Origin of the sequence: Burkholderia sp. Ac-20392, from assembly GCF_017104585.1 — a bacterium.
Classification (GTDB): Bacteria; Pseudomonadota; Gammaproteobacteria; order Burkholderiales; family Burkholderiaceae; genus Burkholderia; species Burkholderia lata.
The window spans coordinates 1-19,110 of the sequence record NZ_JAAGPB010000014.1; the positions used below are offsets into that span (position 1 = coordinate 1).

Here is a 19,110-nt window from a genome sequence, read left to right on the forward strand (position 1 = left end):
CGGCCCCGGCTGTACCGGCATCGGCATCGGCTTCGGCGCCGGCCGCCGTCGAGCGTCCGCTCGTCCGGTTCCAGTCGAAACCGCTGTCGATCAATATCAACGGCAAGTCCGTCGGCCCGATGCAGGTGCCGGAAGGGCTGATGATGATCGAGTTCCTGCACGAGTACGCGGGCCTCACCGGTTCGCGGCTCGGCTGCGGGCAGGGCATCTGCCACGCGTGCGTCGTGATCGTCGACAAGCCGGACGGCACGAGCGAGGAAATGCGCACCTGCATCACCGGCGCGCACTTCTTCCACGGCCGCTCGATCCGCACGATCGAAGGCCATGCGAAGCGCAACGAAGCGGGCGAAGTGGTCGAGCTGTCGCCGATCCAGCAGAAGTTCCTCGAGCACTTCAGCTTCCAGTGCGGCTACTGCACGCCGGGCTTCGTCAACGCGGCGACCGTGCTGATCGAACGCCTGAAGCGCGAGCCGATTGCGAAGGCCGACGTCGAGCGCACGATCACCGAGGCGCTCGACGCGCACCTCTGCCGCTGCACGGGCTATGTCCGCTACTACGAAGCCGTCAAGGACGTGGTGCTGACGACGCCGGGACTCGTGAAGGACGCCGCATGAAACGCACATTCGCTCATCGTGTCGCGCGGGCTGCGGGCTTCCCCGCGCTCGCCGCGGCCTGCGCGCTGCTGCTCGCTGCGTGCGGCGGCCATGACGCACCGGCCTCGAACGCGGCTTCCGGCGCGCCGGGCGCCGACCAGATCGCGCGCGGCCGCTATCTCGTCAAGGCCGCCGACTGCGCGGCATGCCACACCGCGAAGGACGGCGCACCGTTCGCCGGCGGCGCGCCGCTCGAATCGCCGTTCGGCACGTTCTACGGCTCGAACATCACGCCCGACAAGGATCACGGGATCGGCAGCTGGAGCGCGGACGACTTCTATGCCGCGCTGCATGACGGCAAGGCGCCGGGCAAGCGCCTGTATCCGTCGATGCCGTACACGTCGTACCGTCAGCTCACGCGCGCCGATTCCGACGCGATGTACGCGTACCTGAAGACCGTCAAGCCGGTCGCCCTGGAAAACCGCGAGCACGAGCTGAAGTTCCCGTACAACCTGCGTTTCGGAATGGTCTTCTGGGACATGGTGTTCCTGAAGGACAGCCTGCCCGATGCATCGGCCGGCCAGTCCGCCGACTGGCAGCGCGGCCGCTATCTGGCGGGTGCGCTCGGCCACTGCGCGGAATGCCATACGCCGCGTGCGTTCACGGGCCAGCTCGACAGCGCGAAGCCGTTCGCCGGCGCCGCGCTCGGCCGCGTGGCCGCGCCCGACATCACGCCGGCCGGCCTGGCCGCGCGCGGCTGGACGGGCGCCGACCTGCAGACGTTCTTCGGCGTCGGCATCGCGCCGCAAGGCTCGGCGTTCGGCGAAATGTACCCGGTCGTGCACCTGAGCACGCAGTACATGACGAAGGACGACCTGCGCGCGCTGTCCGTGTACCTGCTGGGCGATACGCCGCCCGCGCCGCAACCGGTGAAGCCGGTGTCGGCCGACGCCGCGCAGCTCGCGGCCGGCCGCTCGGTGTATCTCGCGGTCTGCGCCGGCTGTCACGGCTTCAACGGTGAAGGCAAGCCGCACGTGGCGGTGCCGATGAACGGCAATTCGACGGTGCGTCAGGGCGACTCGCGCAACCTGCTGGTCGCGATGCTCGACGGCATCGGCGAGCAGAAGTTCGCCGGGTTCGAGAACCTGCAGCCGATGCCCGGTTTCGCGCACACGCTGAGCGACGATGAACTCGCACAGCTCGCGAACTACCTGCGTGCGACGTGGGGCGGCCAGCCCGCGAGCGTCACGCCGGCCGACGTGAAGGCCATGCGTTAAGTCGTGCCGCAGGGCGTGGCGTCGCGCGCGATTCAACCGGTTTCCGGTGCTCGCGCGCGACGCGTCGCCCGTTTTTTCGCGGCGGTTCTTCAGTAGCCGCTGCCACTCCCTCCGCTTCCGCTGCCTCCCGAGCTACCACCGCCATACCGGCTCATGCCCGGTCCCTGCGCAGGGCCACTACCCGACGACATACATCCCGCCGACAGCACGAGCACCAGCGCGGCGATCAGCGCCGCGGCCAACCTTGACGATTTCATGTCCGCCTCCTTGCCACGCGCAGGCCGAGGGAAAGGCCGGTTCGCGTGAACCACGCGTCTGCGTGCTGACGGAACATGAAACGTTTCGGGCGGGCGGTTTATTCCATGTTTTTTGCGGATCGTGGCCTGTGACGGGGGCAGACCGGAAGCATCTTGCCGTGCCTTGGTACACTCCGGCGGCCGCCATTCCGATTACAAAAAACATGAGTGCTACCGCAGAACGTCCGCCGTCGCGTCTGTCCAATCCCGTCGTGTTCGGCTGCATGTCGTTTGCCGTCGGCGGCCCGCTGGTCGCATCGCTCGCCTGGCCGGCCGTGATGCTGATCGCGTGGTCGTTGATCGACGGTCCGTCGTGGGAGGTACTGAAAGTCAGCGCCGGCATGGTGCCGCTGATCTTCTTCGCGTCGTTCCTGTTCGGCTATTTCGTGCCGGCGGCCGTGGCGGGCGGCATCATGGGCGCAATCGGCACGCGGATCCGGCGGCGCTGGTTCGTGCTGCTGGGGATGGTCGTCGGGGCAGGCGCGATGATCGGCTTCGTCGAACTCGTGGCCTACCTGCTGAAATCCGACAAGGTCGGCGACATCAACGCGATCGCCACGCTCGATGCGATCGTGACGTCGGCCGTGCTGTCGTATTGGCTGCATCGGCGGCTCGAACGCCGGCGTTGAACGTGACGCGGTGCGCGATCGGGCGCCCGCGTCGATCGCGCGCCTGCAGTGCGGGCGCCGCGTGGCCGCCTGCGCGGCCAGCGGGCCGGGATGCTGTTCCTGAAGCGGAGGCTGCCGTCGCGGCGGCCCGCGATCAACGATAGACGAGATCGGCGCGGCGGTTCTGCGCCCACGAATCCTCGTCGTGGCCGAGCGCAACCGGTTTTTCCTTGCCGAGGCTGACCGCCTCGAGTTGCGTGGCCGGCACACCGAGCGTTTCGAGCCCGCTCATCACGGCCTGCGAGCGGCGTTGGCCGAGCGCGAGGTTGTATTCGGACGTGCCGCGTTCGTCGGTGTTGCCCTGGATCAGCACGTGCCGCGACGGATGGCTGCGCAGGTAGTCGGCGTGTGCCTGCAGCAGCGACTCGTATTCGGGCTTGACGGAATACTGGTCGAAATCGAAGTAGATGCTGCGCTTCGCGAGCGGGCTGTTCGGATTATTGAGCTCGTCGGCCGTCACCGTTGCGACGGCTTCGCTCGAGGGCGTCGGCGCCATGCCGGCATTCTCGGGCGTCTTGGCCGCGTGGTGGCAACCGGCCAGCAGTACCACGGTTGCCAGGACCGCAAATCGGTTCGTTTTGCTCATCGTTCGTCTCCAGCGGTTGACTGCGTTGAACGCGTGGGGCGTGCGATCGCCACGCCCGTATCCGGCCGCAATGGCGCGAAAGGTCCGGCACTTACGACGTGAATCGTGTTCGTAAGCCGGTGGTGCGCCATATGAAAGAGTGTCGCGACCGGAACGCCCAATCTCGGCGTCGCTGCAAACAGATTAGGAAAAATGTCACAGCGTGACCAGTTTCTCCGCATTTTTTTGCGCCGACGCGACAGAGCGGGCGGCATTCTTGCCTCCGTGCGGGCGCAACCACAGTGAAAAAGGCCGCGCAGGGCGCGGCCTTTCCGGCTCGAGGCATGACGATCGGACTGTGCTGGAACGCTAGCCTTGCACGATCGGCGCAGCAACGTTGCGCCGCGCTGCGCGGTGCCGTGTGGCGTCGTCAGAACTTGTGCCGCAGCCCCAGTGCGACGACGACCTGGTTGCTGTTCGCCGACGGCGTCAGCGTCCAGACGGTTGCGTTGAACGCGGGATTGCCGTTGCCGCCGCTCACGCTCTGGTAGACGCCTTCGAGATACGCATCGGTGCGCTTCGACAGCGCATAGTCGGCTTGCGCCACGACCTGATTCCATTTCGGGCGCGTCTGGCCGGTGCGCGTGTCGAAGCGGCCCATCGTGTACGTGTAGGCGGCCGAGAGGCTCAACGCCCGCGTGACGACGTAGCGCCCGTCGATCGAGAAATTGTCGAACACGAGCGATTCGCCCTTCAGCGGCGCGATGCCGCCGCCCTGAAGCACGCCCGTCACGCCGTCGGTGGTCGAGTGCGACCACGCGGCGCCGACCGAATGCGGCCCGAATGCATAGCGGCCAGCCACGGCCCAGATCTGCTGGTTGCCGCCGGTGATCGTCGCCGAGCCGTCGACCGTGCTGAGCGCGCCATTCGGGTTCGGCGCATTGCGGTCGCGGCTGATCTTCAGGTAGCCGGCGCCGAGCTTCAGCGGCCCGTTCGCATACGACACGCCCGCGCTCCACGCCGCGTTGTTGGCGAACTGGCCGGCCGTATTCGAGAACCCGACCATTGCGCCGAACGTCAGCCCGCGGTACGTCGGGCTCGTGTACTTCACCGCGTGGTTGATGCGAAGGTTGCGGTTCGAATCGTCGTTGTCGTACGGGTGAACGGCGAGGTTGCCGCCCCAGCCGGGGCCGGACGCGCCGAGCGGCGTCACGAAATCGAGGATCAGGTCGTACTGGCGGCCGAACGTGAGCGTGCCGGCCGTTTTCGAGCTCAGGCCGATCCATGCCTGGCGGCCGAACAGGTCGACGCCTTTCTGCGACAGCGCGCCGGTGGTGCCCGAGAAGCCGTTCTCGAGCGTGAAGACCGCGGCCGTCCCGCCACCCAGATCCTCGCGGCCGCGCAGCCCCCAGCGCGACGCGTTCAGTGCGCCGCTCGTCATCGCGACGGTGCCGCTGCCCGGCGAGCCGGCGCCGTGCGTGCGCTGATTGGTCGCGTAGGTGATCGACGTGTCGATCAGGCCGTACAGCGTCACGCTGCTCTGTGCGTGTACACCGCCCGATGCGAGGGCGGTCAGGCAGGCGGCAATGGCGGTCCCCGCGAGTCGAGTGCTGGCGTGCTGGTTCATCTTGTAGGAATGCATAGGAGTTTTTATCGTTTTCCCGGCCCGGTGGCCGGCGGATCGAGCGGCCATTATTGGAGAACGTGTGGCGGTCGATTAAGGCGTTGCACAGGAAAGGTCCTCTGCGAAATCGCGTGGAATCGCGGCGAGGAGCGTGCGGTGCGCGGGGAAGAGCGTTGCTTCGTTTGCGATGCGTGCGCGGGCGACGTCGGGTGATTCAAGCCGCCGTCACGTGATGGTCTGTCGAGCGATCGACGGCGGACAGGTTAGCGGCGGGCAACCGGCAGCGCGGTTTCAACGCCACCGCTTCGATACGCGGCACGGACGGCGATCGTCCGGGCTTCGAGCGCTTCCGGCGAGAGCCAGCGTCGTAACCGGACCGAGACACGCGGCAACGCGGCAAGCTGATCGCGCAGGTGCATGATCGACCGACAGCCACGGAATGTCGACGTGCGCGCATCGGGGCCTGTCGCCGCATCCGCAAGCCCGGCCGTCCACTCGACGCCGCGATGGCCCCTGACTGCGTCGAGGTGCGGCAGATGCCGCGCGTCGCCCGATAACGCGATCAACAGCGCGGCCCATTGCGCGCCGCGCCAGCCGTGATCCGTGTCGCGCGTGAGGTCGGCCAGCAGTGCGTCGTCCAGCACGGACAGGCTTTGCTGGCACAGGTAGTGGAAGTCGAGCGGCTGGTAGCGGACCTGCGGATAGTCGCGCAGCACGTGCCCGAGTTCGGCGCCGGTCTCGACGGCGGCGGCGAGAAACCGTTCGGCCGGCGCGGGACGGTTCAGCAGCAGCGTCGGCACGCTCCGGTAGAGCCGGTGGATGTCGTCGGGGTGATAGTGCATCGCGAATGTCGGGGTGCTCGACCGGCGCGCGGTGCGCCGTTCAGGTTTTCTGCGGGTCGCCGGACAGCAGCGCCGTATAACGCCGCTGCATTTCTTCGGGTTCGACCGCTTCGATCGTATGCCCGATCAGCCAATCGTAACCGAACGGGTCGCGAATCTTGCCCGAACGCTCGCCGTAGAACTGATCCTGGATCGCGCGTGTCAGCTGCGCGCCGGCCGCGATCGCGGCGGCGATCGTCGCGTCGGCGTCGTCGACATGCAGGTGAAGCGACATCGGCGCCTTGCCGTCCGGATCGAGGGCGAAGATATCGTATTCGGGGAACTCGTCCGAGATCATCAGCGTGCACGGCCCGAGCTGCAATTCCGCGTGGCCGATGCGTCCCGACGGTTCGACGAGACGGAATTTCTCCTGCGCGCCGAACGCCTTCGCATAGAACGCGATGGCGTCGTCCGCGCGCTTGGCGCGCAAATAGGGAAAGACTTCGTGAATCGCCATGATGCCCTCCGGTGGGTGGTGTGGGGGTCGCTCGATCCTGTCGGGCCTCGCGGGCCTGGGCTTGAAGAAAATTTGCTGGCGCGCCTGACTCGGAAACGGCGGGTACGACGCCCGGGCCGAAGCGATGAAGGGCCGCAGGGCTTCGCCAGGGCGGCAGCTGACGATCATGTCATTTACCGTGTCGTGCACGGCTAGCACGCTGATTCTACAAACGAATAGCGTGGGTGGGGGAGCGGCGGTGATGGGGCGGCGAATGCGTGACAGGTGGACTGTCGTCCGCAATCTACCGGTCGGCCATCATAGCGATTCCACAGCAGGCCGAAAGCGATCCCGATACGCACCCGGACTCAGCCCGACCTTCTCCTTGAACAGCCGGCAGAATGAACTCGTATCGCTATACCCCACCTGGGCCGTGATCCGCTCGAGACTGAGATCGCCGGCCTCCAGCAAACCGCGCGCGGTTTCGATGCGCAGGCTCTGCAAATACCGCAAGGGCGGCTGATTCAGCGTGGCCTGGAATCGGCGGATGATCGTGCGCTCGCTCACGCCGAGGTCATGCGCCATCTCCGACATCTTCACGTCCTTCGTCATGTGTTTCTGCAGCCAATGCTGCGCGCGGTGAACCAGCGAATCGGCGTGCGTCTTGTCCGTCAGCAACGGGAGATACGGTAATTGCTTCGTCTGGCTGACGTCGATCAGCATCGCTTTGGCGCACTGCGCGGCGATGACAGCCCCGGCGAAACGTTCGATGACATGAATCGTCTGCAGCAGGTAGGACGCCGACGCGCCCGCACAGATCAGTCGATCCGCTTCGGTGACGACGGGTTCCAGCTGAAGGTCGACCCGGGGAAACCGGCTGCGAAACTGGTCCGCCAGCCACCACGTGGTCGTCGCGGGCCGCCCGTCCAGGAGGCCGGTGTTGGCCAGTACGAAAGTGCCGGTGCAGTTTGCCGCCAGGTGGGCCCCCGCGTTCCATTGCGAAACCAGCCAGTCGCATGCGGCCGACTGTCGGGCCAGCAACTGGTCGAAGGCCTTGCCGCTCGCGTAGTGCGCACTGGGAATGAAAACCAGGTCGAACGTGTCGCGCGGCCGGATCGGCTCCGTGTTCAGTTGCAGACCGTTGCTCGCCATGACGGGCTCCCCGGTCGGAGAGACGAACCGCCATTCGAATTGCGCATGTCCATCGCCTCTCTGGCGCCGCACATGCGCGTTCGCAATCTGAAGGATGTCGGCGAACCCGCCCACGCTGGAGGCGTAGCAATCGTCATACGCAAGGATGGCGGCGCGGGGCATGATGTGTCGAATATCGCATGCAATGTGTCAGTTTAGCCAATGTACGGCAATTCGAACTGCGAGGAAACTGTCGGTATCCACCTGGCACCGGCCGCCGGGCGGCGACTCGATCGTCAAGCGCAGGGCTGGCGGTTTCGCATGCCATCAGGGCTGCGCGAAGGCGAAGGCGGCCGGCGCCCGGGTATCTCCGGCGCGTCCGTTGCCTGGCCGCGTGGATTTCCATCGGCTTCGCACCGGCGATTCAGCCGTGCAGTGACACGCGTCGTGGTCGCAGCGCGTTCCCGGCATGCGAAGGCGCGTTCGTCTCAACCTGAACCGAAAACATCATGAAAACCAGGATCACCGAACTCTTCGGCATCGAATATCCGATCATCCAGGGCGGCATGCACCACGTCGGGTATGCGGAGCTGGCGGCGGCCGTCTCCAACGCAGGCGGCCTTGGCATCATTACCGGCCTGACCCAGCGATCGGCGGCAGATCTGGCTGCCGAAATCCGGCGTTGCCGCGAGATGACCGACAAGCCGTTCGGCGTGAACCTCACCTTCCTGCCGACCGTCACGTCCCCCGACTATCCGGGCTATATCCGGGCCATCGTCGAAGGTGGCGTCAAGATCGTCGAAACGGCCGGCAACAACCCGCAGCCCTACCTGGCCGCGCTCAAGGACGCGGATATCAAGGTGATCCACAAGTGCACGTCGATTCGCCACGCGCTCAAGGCTGAGGCCATTGGCTGCGATGCGGTCAGCGTCGATGGATTCGAATGCGGTGGCCATCCGGGCGAGGACGACATTCCGAACTTCATCCTGCTGCCGCGCGCTGCCGACGAGCTCAAGATTCCGTTCGTGGCCTCCGGCGGCATGGCTGACGGGCGGTCGCTGGTTGCGGCGCTTTCGCTTGGCGCGGATGGCATCAACATGGGTACGCGCTTCATCGCCACCCGTGAGGCGCCGGTGCACGAGAACGTAAAGCAGGCGCTGGTCGCGGCGACCGAACTGGACACGCGCCTGGTCATGCGTCCGTTGCGCAATACCGAGCGCGTGCTGCGCAATGCCGCGGTCGATCGCATCCTCGAAAAGGAAAGCAGGCTCGGCGCCAGTATCCGGTTCGACGATATCGTCGAAGAGGTCGCCGGTGTGTATCCACGCATCATGAAGGAGGGCGCGCTCGACGCGGGTGCATGGTCGTGCGGCCTGGTCGTTGGCCTGATCCGCGATGTCCCGACCGTCAAGGAACTCGTCGATCGCATCGTCAGCGAAGCGACGGAGATCATTCGCAGTCGATTGGCGCGTGTCGCGGGTTGACCTGCAGGCTGCCCGAATTCAAGCAGACGCGCGACCGGCCCCGGCCGGTGCTGAAGCACGGCAACGCGCTTCCGGCCTCGCCCGGCCCCATTGGGCCAGGCGAGGCTGGAGAAGGACGAGCCGCAGGCCGCCATCTTCGCGCGCAACACCACAAAAGCCCGCCAAATCCTGCCGACCTCCGTCGGCGGCGACGGCATTGCTGTCCAACGAGCGCCTCGTGCCTGATTTGTTGTAATGGCTCGTCAGAATGCCGCCGCCAGCCCGGCCGTATCGTTGTTTTCGGCGTCGATGCGCCGTTGTCGTGCGGGGCGTAGGCAAGGGTGGCGCCGCTGGTCAAGGGCTTCGGGCATTCGCCGTCGGCGAACCGCGCCCGTGCCTCCTTGATTGGCGTGCATCTTAAATGAGCGTGCGCAGCGAAAACTGACAAGTTCTGACATCCGGGGCGCGCGCGGCATCGGGGTGCCGGCGGGCGTCGCGGGTTCGGTTATAGTGTCGCCCGATCGCAGACACCCGTACGAATCGCGTGATGTTCCGGCTCATCCTCCTCATCTTGATTACCTGGGCCTCGGGGGCCTTCGCGGCAACGCCGATTACGCTGCCGGACGGCGGGCAGGTCGGCATCCGGAACGGCTGGGACCTGTTGCGCGATCCGGGCGACACGCTCACGGTCGAACGCATGTCGCAGCCCGAGATCGCGCGTGCGTTCGTCGGCCAGACGGCGGAGCCCGCGCTCGGCTATGTCAACGGCGCGGCGTGGCTGCGCCTGACCGTGACCCGCCCGGCGAGCGCACCGCCGATGTGGCTCCTGGAATTGCGGTCGTCGCTGCTGAACGACGTCACGCTGTACGTGCCGCAGCCGGACGGCGGGTACCAGCGCCACGTCGCCGGCGATCGCAAGCCGGTGGAACAACGCGACATCGCGTACCGTAACCCCGTGTTTCGCCTGGACCTTCCGGCGGGCCAACCGGTCACGCTCTATCTCCGGATCCGCAGCACCAGCACCATGAGTTTCTCGATGGCGCTGTGGTCGCCCGACGCGTTCATCTCCGCCACGAGCAAGGAATCCCTGCTGTTCGGCTTGCTGGACGCCGCGCATCTCGTACTGCTCGTCTCGAGCCTGTGGCTGTTCCGGGTGACGCGCGATGCGTCGTTCGGGCTCTACGGGCTGAGCGTCGTCGTGAACCTGCTCACCGCGCTCGGCGCCGAAGGCTACATCTATCAATACCTGCTGCCGGGCTTTCCGGCCGCGAGCAATGCGGTCTACCTGCTCAGCTGGCTGCTCGGCACGCCCGCCGGCACGCTGTTCACCGCGCACTACCTCGGCCTGTTCAACGGGCGCTGGCGGCGTCCGACGGTCGCTTTTTCCGCACTGACGATCGTCGTGGCGCTGGCTGCCGCGCCGCTGATGCTGGTCGTCAATGTCTGGTGGGTGCGCCCGCTCTACCTGTTCTGGCAGATCGCGGTCATTCTCGTCACGATGGGCGTTTCGCTCTGGCTCACCGCCCGCGGCCACCGGCATGCGCGCGTGGTCGTGCTCGTGCTGCTGCTGTTGCTCGGCGGCAGTGCACTGCGTGTCGCGCGCAACATTGGCTGGATCCCGCCGGGCTTGCTCGCCGACAACGCCGGATATCTGGGGATGCTCGCGTTCATGCTGATCATGAATTCGGCGATCAGCTCGCGCTACAACGCGATGCGCAATGCGATGGAAGCGGCACAGGCCGACGCATTGCGTGTCGCGCGTCAGGCCGAGCGCGATCTGGAGGCAAAGGTCGCGCTGCGCACCCAGGCGCTTCGGGAGGCGATGGAACAAGTGGAAGCGTCGCTGGCGATGGAAAAGCGCGCACAGGATGAGCAGCGCCAGCTTCTGGCAACCGTCTCGCATGAACTGCGGACGCCGCTGGCCGTCATCGATGCCACCGCCCAGAATCTTGACCTCGACGACTCCGGTTCCGATCCGCTGACCTCGTCGCGCTACCAGAAGATCCTGCGCGCGACGCAGCGCTTGACGGTGCTGATCAATGACTCGCTGCACGAGGACGGGTTCGAGCTGCTGCGACGCGGAACCCGCATCGGCGACACCCGGCTGGCGGCGCTGCTCGACGATGCGGCGACCGCCGCGGGGGCGCTGTCCGACGGCCACCGCCTTGAAATCGACGCGAAAGACCTGCCGGACGCCTTCGTGTGTGACGGCAGCCTCACGCGCCTCGTGCTGCGCACGCTCGCCGACAATGCCGTCAAATACACCCCCGGCGGCACCCGGATCGTGCTGCGCGGCCGGCGTGTGCCGGGCGGCGTGGAGCTGGAAGTCGAGGACGACGGCCCCGGCATTGCGCCGGCGGACCTGCCATACGTGTTCGATCGTTTCTTCCGCGGCCGCAACGTGGGCCGCAAGCCGGGAACGGGCCTCGGCCTCCCGCTGGCGCGCCGCATGGTCGAGATGCAGGGCGGCACGTTGAACCTGGTCAGCGAGGCGGGGCACGGCTGCCGGGCTACGGTCTTTTTGCCCGCGAACGCCGACAGGGCGGCCATTGCCGGTCAGGCGAGCATCAGCGGCGCGGCGAACGTGTAACCGGTGCGATGGACGGTCTTCAGCGGTAGTTCCGAACCCGTCTCGCTTCGCCAGCGCTGCCGCAGACGGCTGACCATCGTCTCCAGCCTGCGCTCGTCGTAGTCGATCCAGTCGAAACCGAAATCCTCGGCGATCTGCCGCCGGCTCACAGCCTTGGCGGGATGCCGCGCCAGCAGGGCGAGGAGGGCGATCTCGCTGGCCGACAGTTCGAGCCGGCCGCCGACCGGCGCGGACAGCACGCGCGCCTGGCAGTCGAGCCGCCAGTCGTTTGCCACCCGGCGGCCGAGTGCCTGGAGAATGGCGTCGAGCTCGAGCAGTTTCACCGGCTTGACGAGATAGTGATCGGCTCCGCCGATCAGGCCGTCGATCTTGTCCTGCGTGTCCCCGCGGGCGGTCAGCATGACGATGCCGCAGTCGCGATGCCGGGCCCTGAGCCACACGGCCGCATCGAAGCCGCTCCCGTCCGGCAGCATCACGTCGATGATCGCAAAGGCGAGATCCGACGCCCGTTCCTGGAACTCCGCGACCGTGCCGGCCTGATCGACCGTCCAGCCGCGTCTTTCCAGGAACGCGGCGATTTCCTCGCGCAACTCGACCTCGTCGTCGAGCAACAGCACCTTAGCCATACTGCTACCTTGGATCCGCGTTGTGAGTTTGCGGAGTCTTTGCTTATGTCTGCTCCGATCGGCGGCCGTGCCGCGCTGGATGGCGCGATGCAGCCGTCGTCGGCCCCGCGTTCGCCTGCGCTTTGCAGGCGCGGGGATTTTAGCCGACGGAGGCGGGTGCGATCGTGTTTCGCGGAAAAATCGAGGTGCGGAATGAGGGGGAGGCCAGCCCCGGTAAGCCGTGCCATCACGTGAGCCCGACTTTGCAACGAGAGGCGCGGCGAGCTTGCCGCGCCTCGTCGGGCCGTGCCGTGTTACTTGACGGAGCTCGCGCTGACCTTCGCGAAATCCAGGCTGCCGAAGCCGGTGTCGTCGTCCCAGCCGGCCTTCGCGGTGTAGCCGTGGCTACTGTAGCCGTTGTTGCCCGACGTCACGTCGTGGCGTAGCGACGTATTGGTCGGGAGGCCCTGATAGAACGCCGAAGTCGGCAGGCCGAGGCTGTTGTTGTTGGCCGATTCGACACGCGCCCAGCCGCCGACGAAAATCGGCGATGCGAGGCTGGTGCCACCGACAAGCTGGTTCGTCTGTCCGTTGATGACGATGTATGCGCCCGTCGACTGCGCGGCGTCGAACGCCACGTCGGGCAGTACGCGCTTCGTTACCGTGCTGCCAAGCGCGGCGGTCTGCCAGCTCGGTGCGGTCTCGAACGTGCTCACGCCGCCGCCCGTTGCCCAGATCCGCACGGCGTTGTCGACCGGGTTGCCGTTGCTGTCAAGGTCGGCATAGGCGACGCCTTCGTTCCACACGGTTTCGCCGGCCCACGTCGTGGTGCCGGTGGTCGAGAGCGTCGTGCCGCCGACGGCGACGACGTACGGCGAGCTCGCGGGCGACGACACGCTGTACTTGGACAGGTTGATCGTCGTCTTGACCGACGTGCCGTTGTACGTGCCGATATAGCCGGGTGCGCCCTGCGGTGACGTCGACCACTGATAGACGCCCGCGTCGCCTGCCGAGACGGAGAACACCTGACCTTGCGCGACCGCCTGCTTGAACACCGCGTCGTCGGCGGCGAGCGAGCCGTCGGAGTTGGCGGCGGTTTCGTCGAGGCCGAGCGACACGTTGATGACGGTCGCCTTGTTGTCGGTTACCGCCTTGTTGTAGGCGGCGGTCAGCGTCGCGTCGGTGAGGCCGCTGTCGTTGCTGTCGCCGTTGACGGCCGAGTAGAAGATCAGCTGTTTGACGCCGCCCGAGGTGCCGATGATGTCCTGGCTGTCGAGATCCCACTCGCCCGGATCGCCGTCGTCGGCCAGCGTGCCGGAGCCGCCCGCGACCACTGCCGTGTTGACGGTCGCCAGGCCGGCGTTCTGCGTGAAGGTGTTCAGGTCGGCGATGGTCTGGGTCATGTCGCCCCAGGTGATGATGCCCACCGTGGTATTGGTCGCGGCGGGCAGGCCGCTCGCGTCATAGATCTTTGCGAAATCGGTCGGCTGGTGGCCGACTTGCGAGCCGGCAGTCGCATTCTTCGAGACCACATTCGGCTCGACGACGGCGGACGGCGCGAAACGATGGAGCAGGCGGTGCGGCACGGCGGCGTTCTGCAGGCCGAGCACTGAATCGACGACCGAGCCGAGCGACGCCGGGATCAGCGCCGCCGAATCGTTCGCGTAGACCGGCTTGCCTCGATAGTTGAAGCGCTTGATGCTCGCCTGGAAGCCGCGCTGCACGTTACCGGCATTACCGTCGGCGGCGATCAGCGTGTTGTTGTCGGAGACCGTGATGTTGCTGAAGCCGTTTGCCTTCAGGTGAGCGACCACGGTTGCGACCTGTGCGTCGGTCGGCGAGAAGCGTGCCTTGAACTGGGCCGGCGTGAGGTACTTGTGATAGCTCGCGCTACCCGGCTGGTTGACGTCGCGAAGGAAGGTGTCGAGCTGGTCCGCGTTGCGGTTCTTCAGGACCACGGTCACGTGCAGCGGCTGGCTCAATTCGAGCGGCGTCACGTGCGTATCGGTGAGCGCCGGCGTGCCGACGCTGTTCAGCGAGTAGCCGGGTGCCGCGGCGGACGCGGCCAGTGCCTGCGAGGCGGCCGTGGCCGGTGCATTCGACAGGAGGAACGCGCTGGTGCGCGTCTGGACCCAGTTGGTTGCCGCCTGGGCGGACAGCGGGACCATCGTGGCTGCTACTCCAACTGCAATTGCCGTCAGCGCAAGGCGTTGCAGGCGTTTGCGATTGGCGTATTGAGTTCTCTGCATTGTGAGCTCCGAGATTTCGACGAAGAACGGGTACAGCGCGCGGCCCGAATCGCGGGTAGCGAAGGGCGGCCGATGCAACCTGACGCAAGCCAGAACGATCAGCAGAATTCAAGGCGACATGAATATTCCTCCCCACCCACCATCAGGATCGGAGGCCGGTCGGGTATCGGGCTCGCGTATCGCGGGCACCGATTCTGCGCTCGGCCCTCTTGTTTGTCGGGCTGCGCCGCGATCCTGCGTGCGGTGGTCCGACAATTGCTATGGGCACAGTCCGCGGTGTGCGGATAGAACAGCTTCGATTCGTTATCTATTGCTTAGGAATGCAATTTATTGGAGTCGGAAAAGACGATATTGCGATGCCGTTTGACGACCTGGGCTGCTACGGTTGTTCCAGGCGATTGCAATGCTGCATGCGACTGATGAGGCAACTTCGCGTGGCGCGAACGGTGCGGCTCGGCAAGCCAGGCGCGGCGGATGAGACCTGCCATGCCGTCAGGCAGAACGTGATGCCGGCGACTTCCTTGCGGCGCATCGTAACGAAACGGTCCAGCCTGAAGCGAAGCTGGATGACGGTGAATCGAGAACCTTTCCCTGGCGGAAGCAATTGCAGCTTTGCGAGCCGGATATCGCGCTCGCAATGTCGTAATTAAAATGGAAGTTATTTGTCGGGTTTTTGGTTTATTTGCGCCATTCAAACTCCCGTCGGTATTTCTTGCGGGAAAAGATAGCAAGGAAGAAAACGGAGCGTCAAATATTTTTTGATGAAATCTAAAATGTTTAGATCACGGTTTGGCGGGGTTGCCGAGAAAGGTTTCAAAGCTTGCGGTAGTCGTAAGTAGAACGTAGGGCGTCGCGCTGAATGCGCGGGGCGACGCGAACCGGTTCCTTGGGTGAACGTCGCGGGCGGGGAATCAAGAGGCTCGCTTCGACGCTGTTCGTTCGAGCGTGGGAGCGCTGTAAACACCTGGAAAGCGTGACAACGCGTGATCTATTGACATTGACAGTGGCAATACACGTGGGACGAGGTCGTGCAACCCAGTCAGCGATTTCGTCGATACCCGACGTGTTTCACGTCAGGTCAACACGATGTTCAGATTCTCGTCATCCCGCTGCGGCCGATGCGCATGGAAATCGCTCGTCGGCGGCTTCGCAAAGTGCGTGTTGTAAGCAGCGATAAAGGAGGCCGCATAAACGTTGGCGTCGTTGACCGTGCCGATTCCACGCAATCTCAACTCCTTGACCAGCCGATCCTGCCGCGTCCGGTGCGCACGCTCGACGCGCTCCTTGGCCGAGCTACTGTTCGCGCAGAACGTGTCGATGTTCATCGCGTACATCGACCGACCAAAAGGCGTCACGCATGCGTCACGCCTTTACCTGGCGTCGCCAGTATGGCCTTTGCAGTAGAACATGCCGGCCTTGCCGCTATAGAACGCGATCGGCTTGCCGTGCGAACCGACAGGGCCTCGAAATAGCTGAACGTCGATTCTGTGGTCTCGTGCCACCCCTAGCATGGCCGCTTCGTCCGTGATCTCGAGCCACTTCAGGGCGGTCGCGGTAAATGACGTGTCGTAACGCGATGCGCAGTAGCTGAGCAAGTCGATTGTGATGGGATGACTGCCACGTCGATTAGCGCTGGTCGTCTCAGGCTGGCCGCTCAGGTTGCTTTTCAGCCAAACCTGTCCGCACGTACTGCGTCAGGGTCCACCGCACGGGGTCTTCTGGCCCGATCCGGCAGCCATTGTGACAATGAACCCGTATCGGTCGAGTGTCAGGAAGTGCCGAGTGGAGGCGCCTATCAAGCATGTTGAGCGGTGTTGCCGTATCAACACGCTGCCATTGGAAGGACTGCTTATCGTCTATTCAGCCATGCGCCGAGACGCCGTCTGCTTCGTTAGCGAAGGGTAGAAACCAACCCATTGCTTTGCCGGAAAATTGTTTGGGGCGCAAGGCAAACCCTTGACAGGCCCAAGGGTATCTAGCCGGAAAAACGCATGGAGATCACAGGCGCCCCTGATCGGTTTCCTGACCGTCTCCTTGGCCAGCCGAATGCCATCGGCCGGTGCCGAAGTCGGTCAGCGACAGCGCCACGCGAAGCGCCGGACGGAACACGGTAGCGGGCTCGGCACATTTCGTCGTCTTCGCATTCGCTTTGAGCGTCGAGCCGACATTCACGAAGCGTTCATCAAACCTGGTTGCGCGCTTGTCTGATGAGTCAGATTCGGGTATGTCGATTATATTTTTAAAATAATCTTCAAATATATTTCACTCGCATTCTAATTTTGCTTGGTGGGGTATAACCCGTCAAGTTTGACAGGTGATTATTTCTTGGGTTTATCCTACGCTTGGCCGTCCCGTTTGGAAGCCATGGGAATGCCCGGCATAATGGGGCGGGATTTATATTTATGTCATTAAATGGGGCGGGAAACCTGATGCCCCCGGTTTACGCCGAAGGCCTGCCTCGATTTGTTAGATATAGCTCGGCGCCCGCTAAATAGGATCGAGAGTTGGAAGTACAGGCGAAGCTGAAAAACGTGTGCGGTGCTCCGTTGTGTAAAGAGGCGCCGAGACGCCCCATCAGTCGGGCTTTGAACCGGAACTCGACGAGGCAGTATGGCTTACGAAATACTGACACGTCCGGTCGAGTTAAATAAAAACGTAACAGTAATTTAAGAGCGCTGAAATAAAAGTGCCCTTTCTGATTGGTAAGGCAAAGCCGGATGCCGATCTCATGGATGTTGTTGCGCGATATTTTCTGAATTCCGGGTGCACGCACTAAAGGTAGTGACTCTTGTTTGTTTCGATTTCCTGGTTAATTGATAGTTAAATTTATCGTAGCCCTTATTGTTTTAAATTTTTTAATAATAGGAATTGTAAGTTTATTCTGGAGATGCCGTGAGCACGATACAGACCTCGCAGTGCATGACTCGTGAAATGACAAATGAACGCACCTCGCAGGAAGGGAATTCGGCCGGACATGACGCCATTGCGCTCGATGAATCGGTGGTCGAGCATGAGCAATTGATCGCGAAGGCGGCAGAAGTCGCCAGCGTGCTCGCGGAAGAATCGCGCGCGGCCGATACCGGGCGCCGCCTGACCGAGCGTGCCGTCGACGCGCTGACCGAGGCGGGGCTGATGCGGCTCTTCACGCCGCGCCGGCTCGGCGGCTACGAAGCGGGTCCCGCCACGCTGTTTGACGTCTGCTACGAGCTGGGGCGCGGCTGCTGCTCGGCGTCGTGGGTCACGAGCGTGCTCAACATGGGCAACTACATGATCGCTCACTTCCCCGAGAGTACGCAGGACGACGTATGGGGTGGTAACCGCGACACGCGCACCGCGCTCATCATTGCGCCTTCGCGCGCCCAGGTCGAACGCGTCGACGGCGGTGTCGTGGTGACGGGAGAGTGGGCTTATGCATCGGGCAGCCTGCACGCCGAATGGATCGGCGCGCTGATCCCGAAAGGCGTCGATGCCGACGACGAGACGATAAACCTGGTCCTCATGCCGATGAGCGAGCTCGAAGTCCGCGACTCCTGGCATATCACGGGCATGCGCGGCACCGGCAGCAACACGGTAGTGGCGAACCGGCAGTTCATTCCGCGCCATCGCGTGACACCCTACGCGCCGATAGTGCAGGGCCGGTCGCGCCTGCCGTCGGAACGGCACCGTTTATATAGCGGCGCGTTCTCAGGCTTGCTGTCGATCGGTCTGCTCGGGCCGCAACTCGGGGCGATCGTCACCGCGCTGGAACTCGTGCGCGATCAGGCCCACGAGCGCCGCGTCGCCTCGTCAACGTTCAAGAGCCAGGCTGTTTCGCCGGCGTTCCAGACCGACCTCGCCGAAGCTTCGATGATGATCGACGGCGCGCAGCTGCATGCCCGCCGCATCGTCGAAACGGTCGAACACCACGCAACGGCCGGCGTCCTGCCCGACGAAGTGACGCGTTCGCGCTTTCGGATGGAGTCGACGCGCGTCACGCGCCTGTGCCGCGAGGCCATCGATCGCCTCATGACGGCCTACGGCAGCGCCGCCTTCATGGAATCCAATCCGCTGCAGTTGATCTGGCGCGACCTGAACGTGGCGAGCCGCCATGCGGGCTTTGGGATGGGCATTCCGCAACTTGTCTACGGCCGCGCGCTGGTCGGCCTCGATCCGCGCGAAATCAGCTACCTCGTGTAATCCCACGCGGCCTCCCGGTTTCCGGCGGGGCGGCCCTCTTTGACTTCAGGAGCTTGCATGTCAGACGTCGAATCCCTCGAAAACACGTCGGAAAATCACGCGCACGTCGCGGCCCGACAGCACAACCGCAAGATCGTCGAGCAGTACATGCACACTCGTGGCGAAGCGAGGCTCAAGCGCCACCTACTGTTCACGGAAGATGGCGTCGGCGGCCTGTGGACGACCGACAGCGGCCAGCCGATCGCGATTCGCGGCCGCGAGAAGCTCGGCGAGCACGCCGTGTGGTCGCTGCAATGCTTCCCCGACTGGGTCTGGACCGACATCCAGATCTTCGAGACGCAAGACCCGAACTGGTTCTGGGTCGAGTGCCGCGGCGAAGGCGCGATTGTTTTCCCCGGCTACCCCCGAGGCCAGTACCGCAATCACTTCCTTCACTCGTTCCGCTTCGAAAACGGACTGATCAAGGAGCAGCGCGAATTCATGAACCCTTGCGAGCAATTCCGTTCGCTGGGTATCGAGGTTCCCGAAGTGCGCCGGGATGGTCTGCCGAGCTAAC

General features: G+C 64.5%; 15 protein-coding genes and 1 pseudogene. 7 read left to right on the forward strand and 9 right to left on the reverse strand.

The window, feature by feature from the left end:
• The 3 genes from G3N99_RS03575 to G3N99_RS03585 form a co-directional block, all read left to right on the forward strand.
• Positions 1-614 (forward strand): (2Fe-2S)-binding protein (locus tag G3N99_RS03575; protein ID WP_241011452.1); only part of this gene is annotated, 614 nt, incomplete at its 5' end.
• Positions 611-1,870 carry a cytochrome c gene (locus G3N99_RS03580; protein WP_174940983.1) on the forward strand — a complete coding sequence of 420 codons (1,260 nt, stop codon included), beginning with the start codon at positions 611-613 and terminating at the stop codon, positions 1,868-1,870. The genes G3N99_RS03575 and G3N99_RS03580, both read left to right, overlap by 4 nt.
• 460 nt (positions 1,871-2,330) lie before the next feature.
• A complete protein-coding gene (locus tag G3N99_RS03585) occupies positions 2,331-2,795 on the forward strand; it encodes a hypothetical protein (RefSeq protein ID WP_206121680.1) in 465 nt (154 codons plus the stop codon).
• Between the two features lie 133 nt (positions 2,796-2,928).
• Here G3N99_RS03585 and pal read toward each other — a convergent pair whose 3' ends face one another.
• The 5 genes from pal to G3N99_RS03610 form a co-directional block, all read right to left on the reverse strand.
• Positions 2,929-3,420: a peptidoglycan-associated lipoprotein Pal gene (pal, locus tag G3N99_RS03590; protein ID WP_174937758.1), complete on the reverse strand. Its 492-nt coding sequence runs from the start codon at positions 3,418-3,420 to the stop codon at positions 2,929-2,931.
• A gap of 409 nt (positions 3,421-3,829) precedes the next feature.
• Positions 3,830-5,041 (reverse strand): porin, encoded by a 1,212-nt coding sequence (locus G3N99_RS03595; RefSeq protein WP_206121681.1) that lies wholly within the window; start codon positions 5,039-5,041, stop codon positions 3,830-3,832.
• A gap of 245 nt (positions 5,042-5,286) precedes the next feature.
• The gene (locus tag G3N99_RS03600) at positions 5,287-5,865 is read right to left on the reverse strand and encodes a hypothetical protein (protein ID WP_206121682.1); all 579 of its coding nucleotides are present in this window, start codon (positions 5,863-5,865) and stop codon (positions 5,287-5,289) included.
• 40 nt (positions 5,866-5,905) lie between these two features.
• Positions 5,906-6,361, reverse strand: coding sequence for a VOC family protein (locus tag G3N99_RS03605; RefSeq protein ID WP_174937964.1), 456 nt, complete (start codon positions 6,359-6,361; stop codon positions 5,906-5,908).
• A 297-nt stretch (positions 6,362-6,658) separates the two neighbouring features.
• Entirely contained in the window at positions 6,659-7,654 is a 996-nt protein-coding gene (locus G3N99_RS03610) for a helix-turn-helix domain-containing protein (RefSeq protein ID WP_206121683.1), read from the reverse strand.
• 326 nt (positions 7,655-7,980) lie between these two features.
• Here G3N99_RS03610 and G3N99_RS03615 point away from each other — a divergent pair, with 326 nt between their 5' ends.
• Both G3N99_RS03615 and G3N99_RS03620 read left to right on the forward strand, forming a co-directional pair.
• Positions 7,981-8,955 carry a nitronate monooxygenase family protein gene (locus G3N99_RS03615; protein ID WP_206121684.1) on the forward strand — a complete coding sequence of 325 codons (975 nt, stop codon included), beginning with the start codon at positions 7,981-7,983 and terminating at the stop codon, positions 8,953-8,955.
• 526 nt (positions 8,956-9,481) lie between these two features.
• Positions 9,482-11,524 (forward strand): sensor histidine kinase, encoded by a 2,043-nt coding sequence (locus tag G3N99_RS03620; RefSeq protein WP_206121685.1) that lies wholly within the window; start codon positions 9,482-9,484, stop codon positions 11,522-11,524.
• Here G3N99_RS03620 and G3N99_RS03625 read toward each other — a convergent pair.
• The 4 genes and pseudogenes from G3N99_RS03625 to G3N99_RS03640 form a co-directional block, all read right to left on the reverse strand.
• A complete protein-coding gene (locus G3N99_RS03625) occupies positions 11,491-12,150 on the reverse strand; it encodes a response regulator transcription factor (protein WP_174937782.1) in 660 nt (219 codons plus the stop codon). The two genes, G3N99_RS03620 and G3N99_RS03625, sit on opposite strands and share 34 nt — an antisense overlap.
• Before the next feature lie 293 nt (positions 12,151-12,443).
• On the reverse strand, positions 12,444-14,378 hold the full coding sequence (locus G3N99_RS03630) for a S53 family peptidase (RefSeq protein ID WP_206121686.1): 1,935 nt from the start codon (positions 14,376-14,378) through the stop codon (positions 12,444-12,446).
• Positions 14,379-15,592: 1,214 nt separating this feature from the next.
• Positions 15,593-15,867: pseudogene (locus G3N99_RS41735) on the reverse strand (hypothetical protein); the annotation flags it as partial.
• Positions 15,868-16,376: 509 nt separating this feature from the next.
• On the reverse strand, positions 16,377-16,550 hold the full coding sequence (locus tag G3N99_RS03640; RefSeq protein ID WP_206121715.1) for a hypothetical protein: 174 nt from the start codon (positions 16,548-16,550) through the stop codon (positions 16,377-16,379).
• 720 nt (positions 16,551-17,270) lie between these two features.
• Between G3N99_RS03640 and G3N99_RS03645 the strand changes: the two genes are divergently transcribed.
• Both G3N99_RS03645 and G3N99_RS03650 read left to right on the forward strand, forming a co-directional pair.
• Positions 17,271-18,554, forward strand: a complete 1,284-nt coding sequence (locus G3N99_RS03645) for an acyl-CoA dehydrogenase family protein (protein WP_174937786.1) — start codon at positions 17,271-17,273, stop codon at positions 18,552-18,554.
• Positions 18,555-18,611: 57 nt separating this feature from the next.
• A complete protein-coding gene (locus G3N99_RS03650; protein WP_174936501.1) occupies positions 18,612-19,109 on the forward strand; it encodes a PhzA/PhzB family protein in 498 nt (165 codons plus the stop codon).
• The last annotated feature ends 1 nt before the right edge of the window (position 19,110 follow it).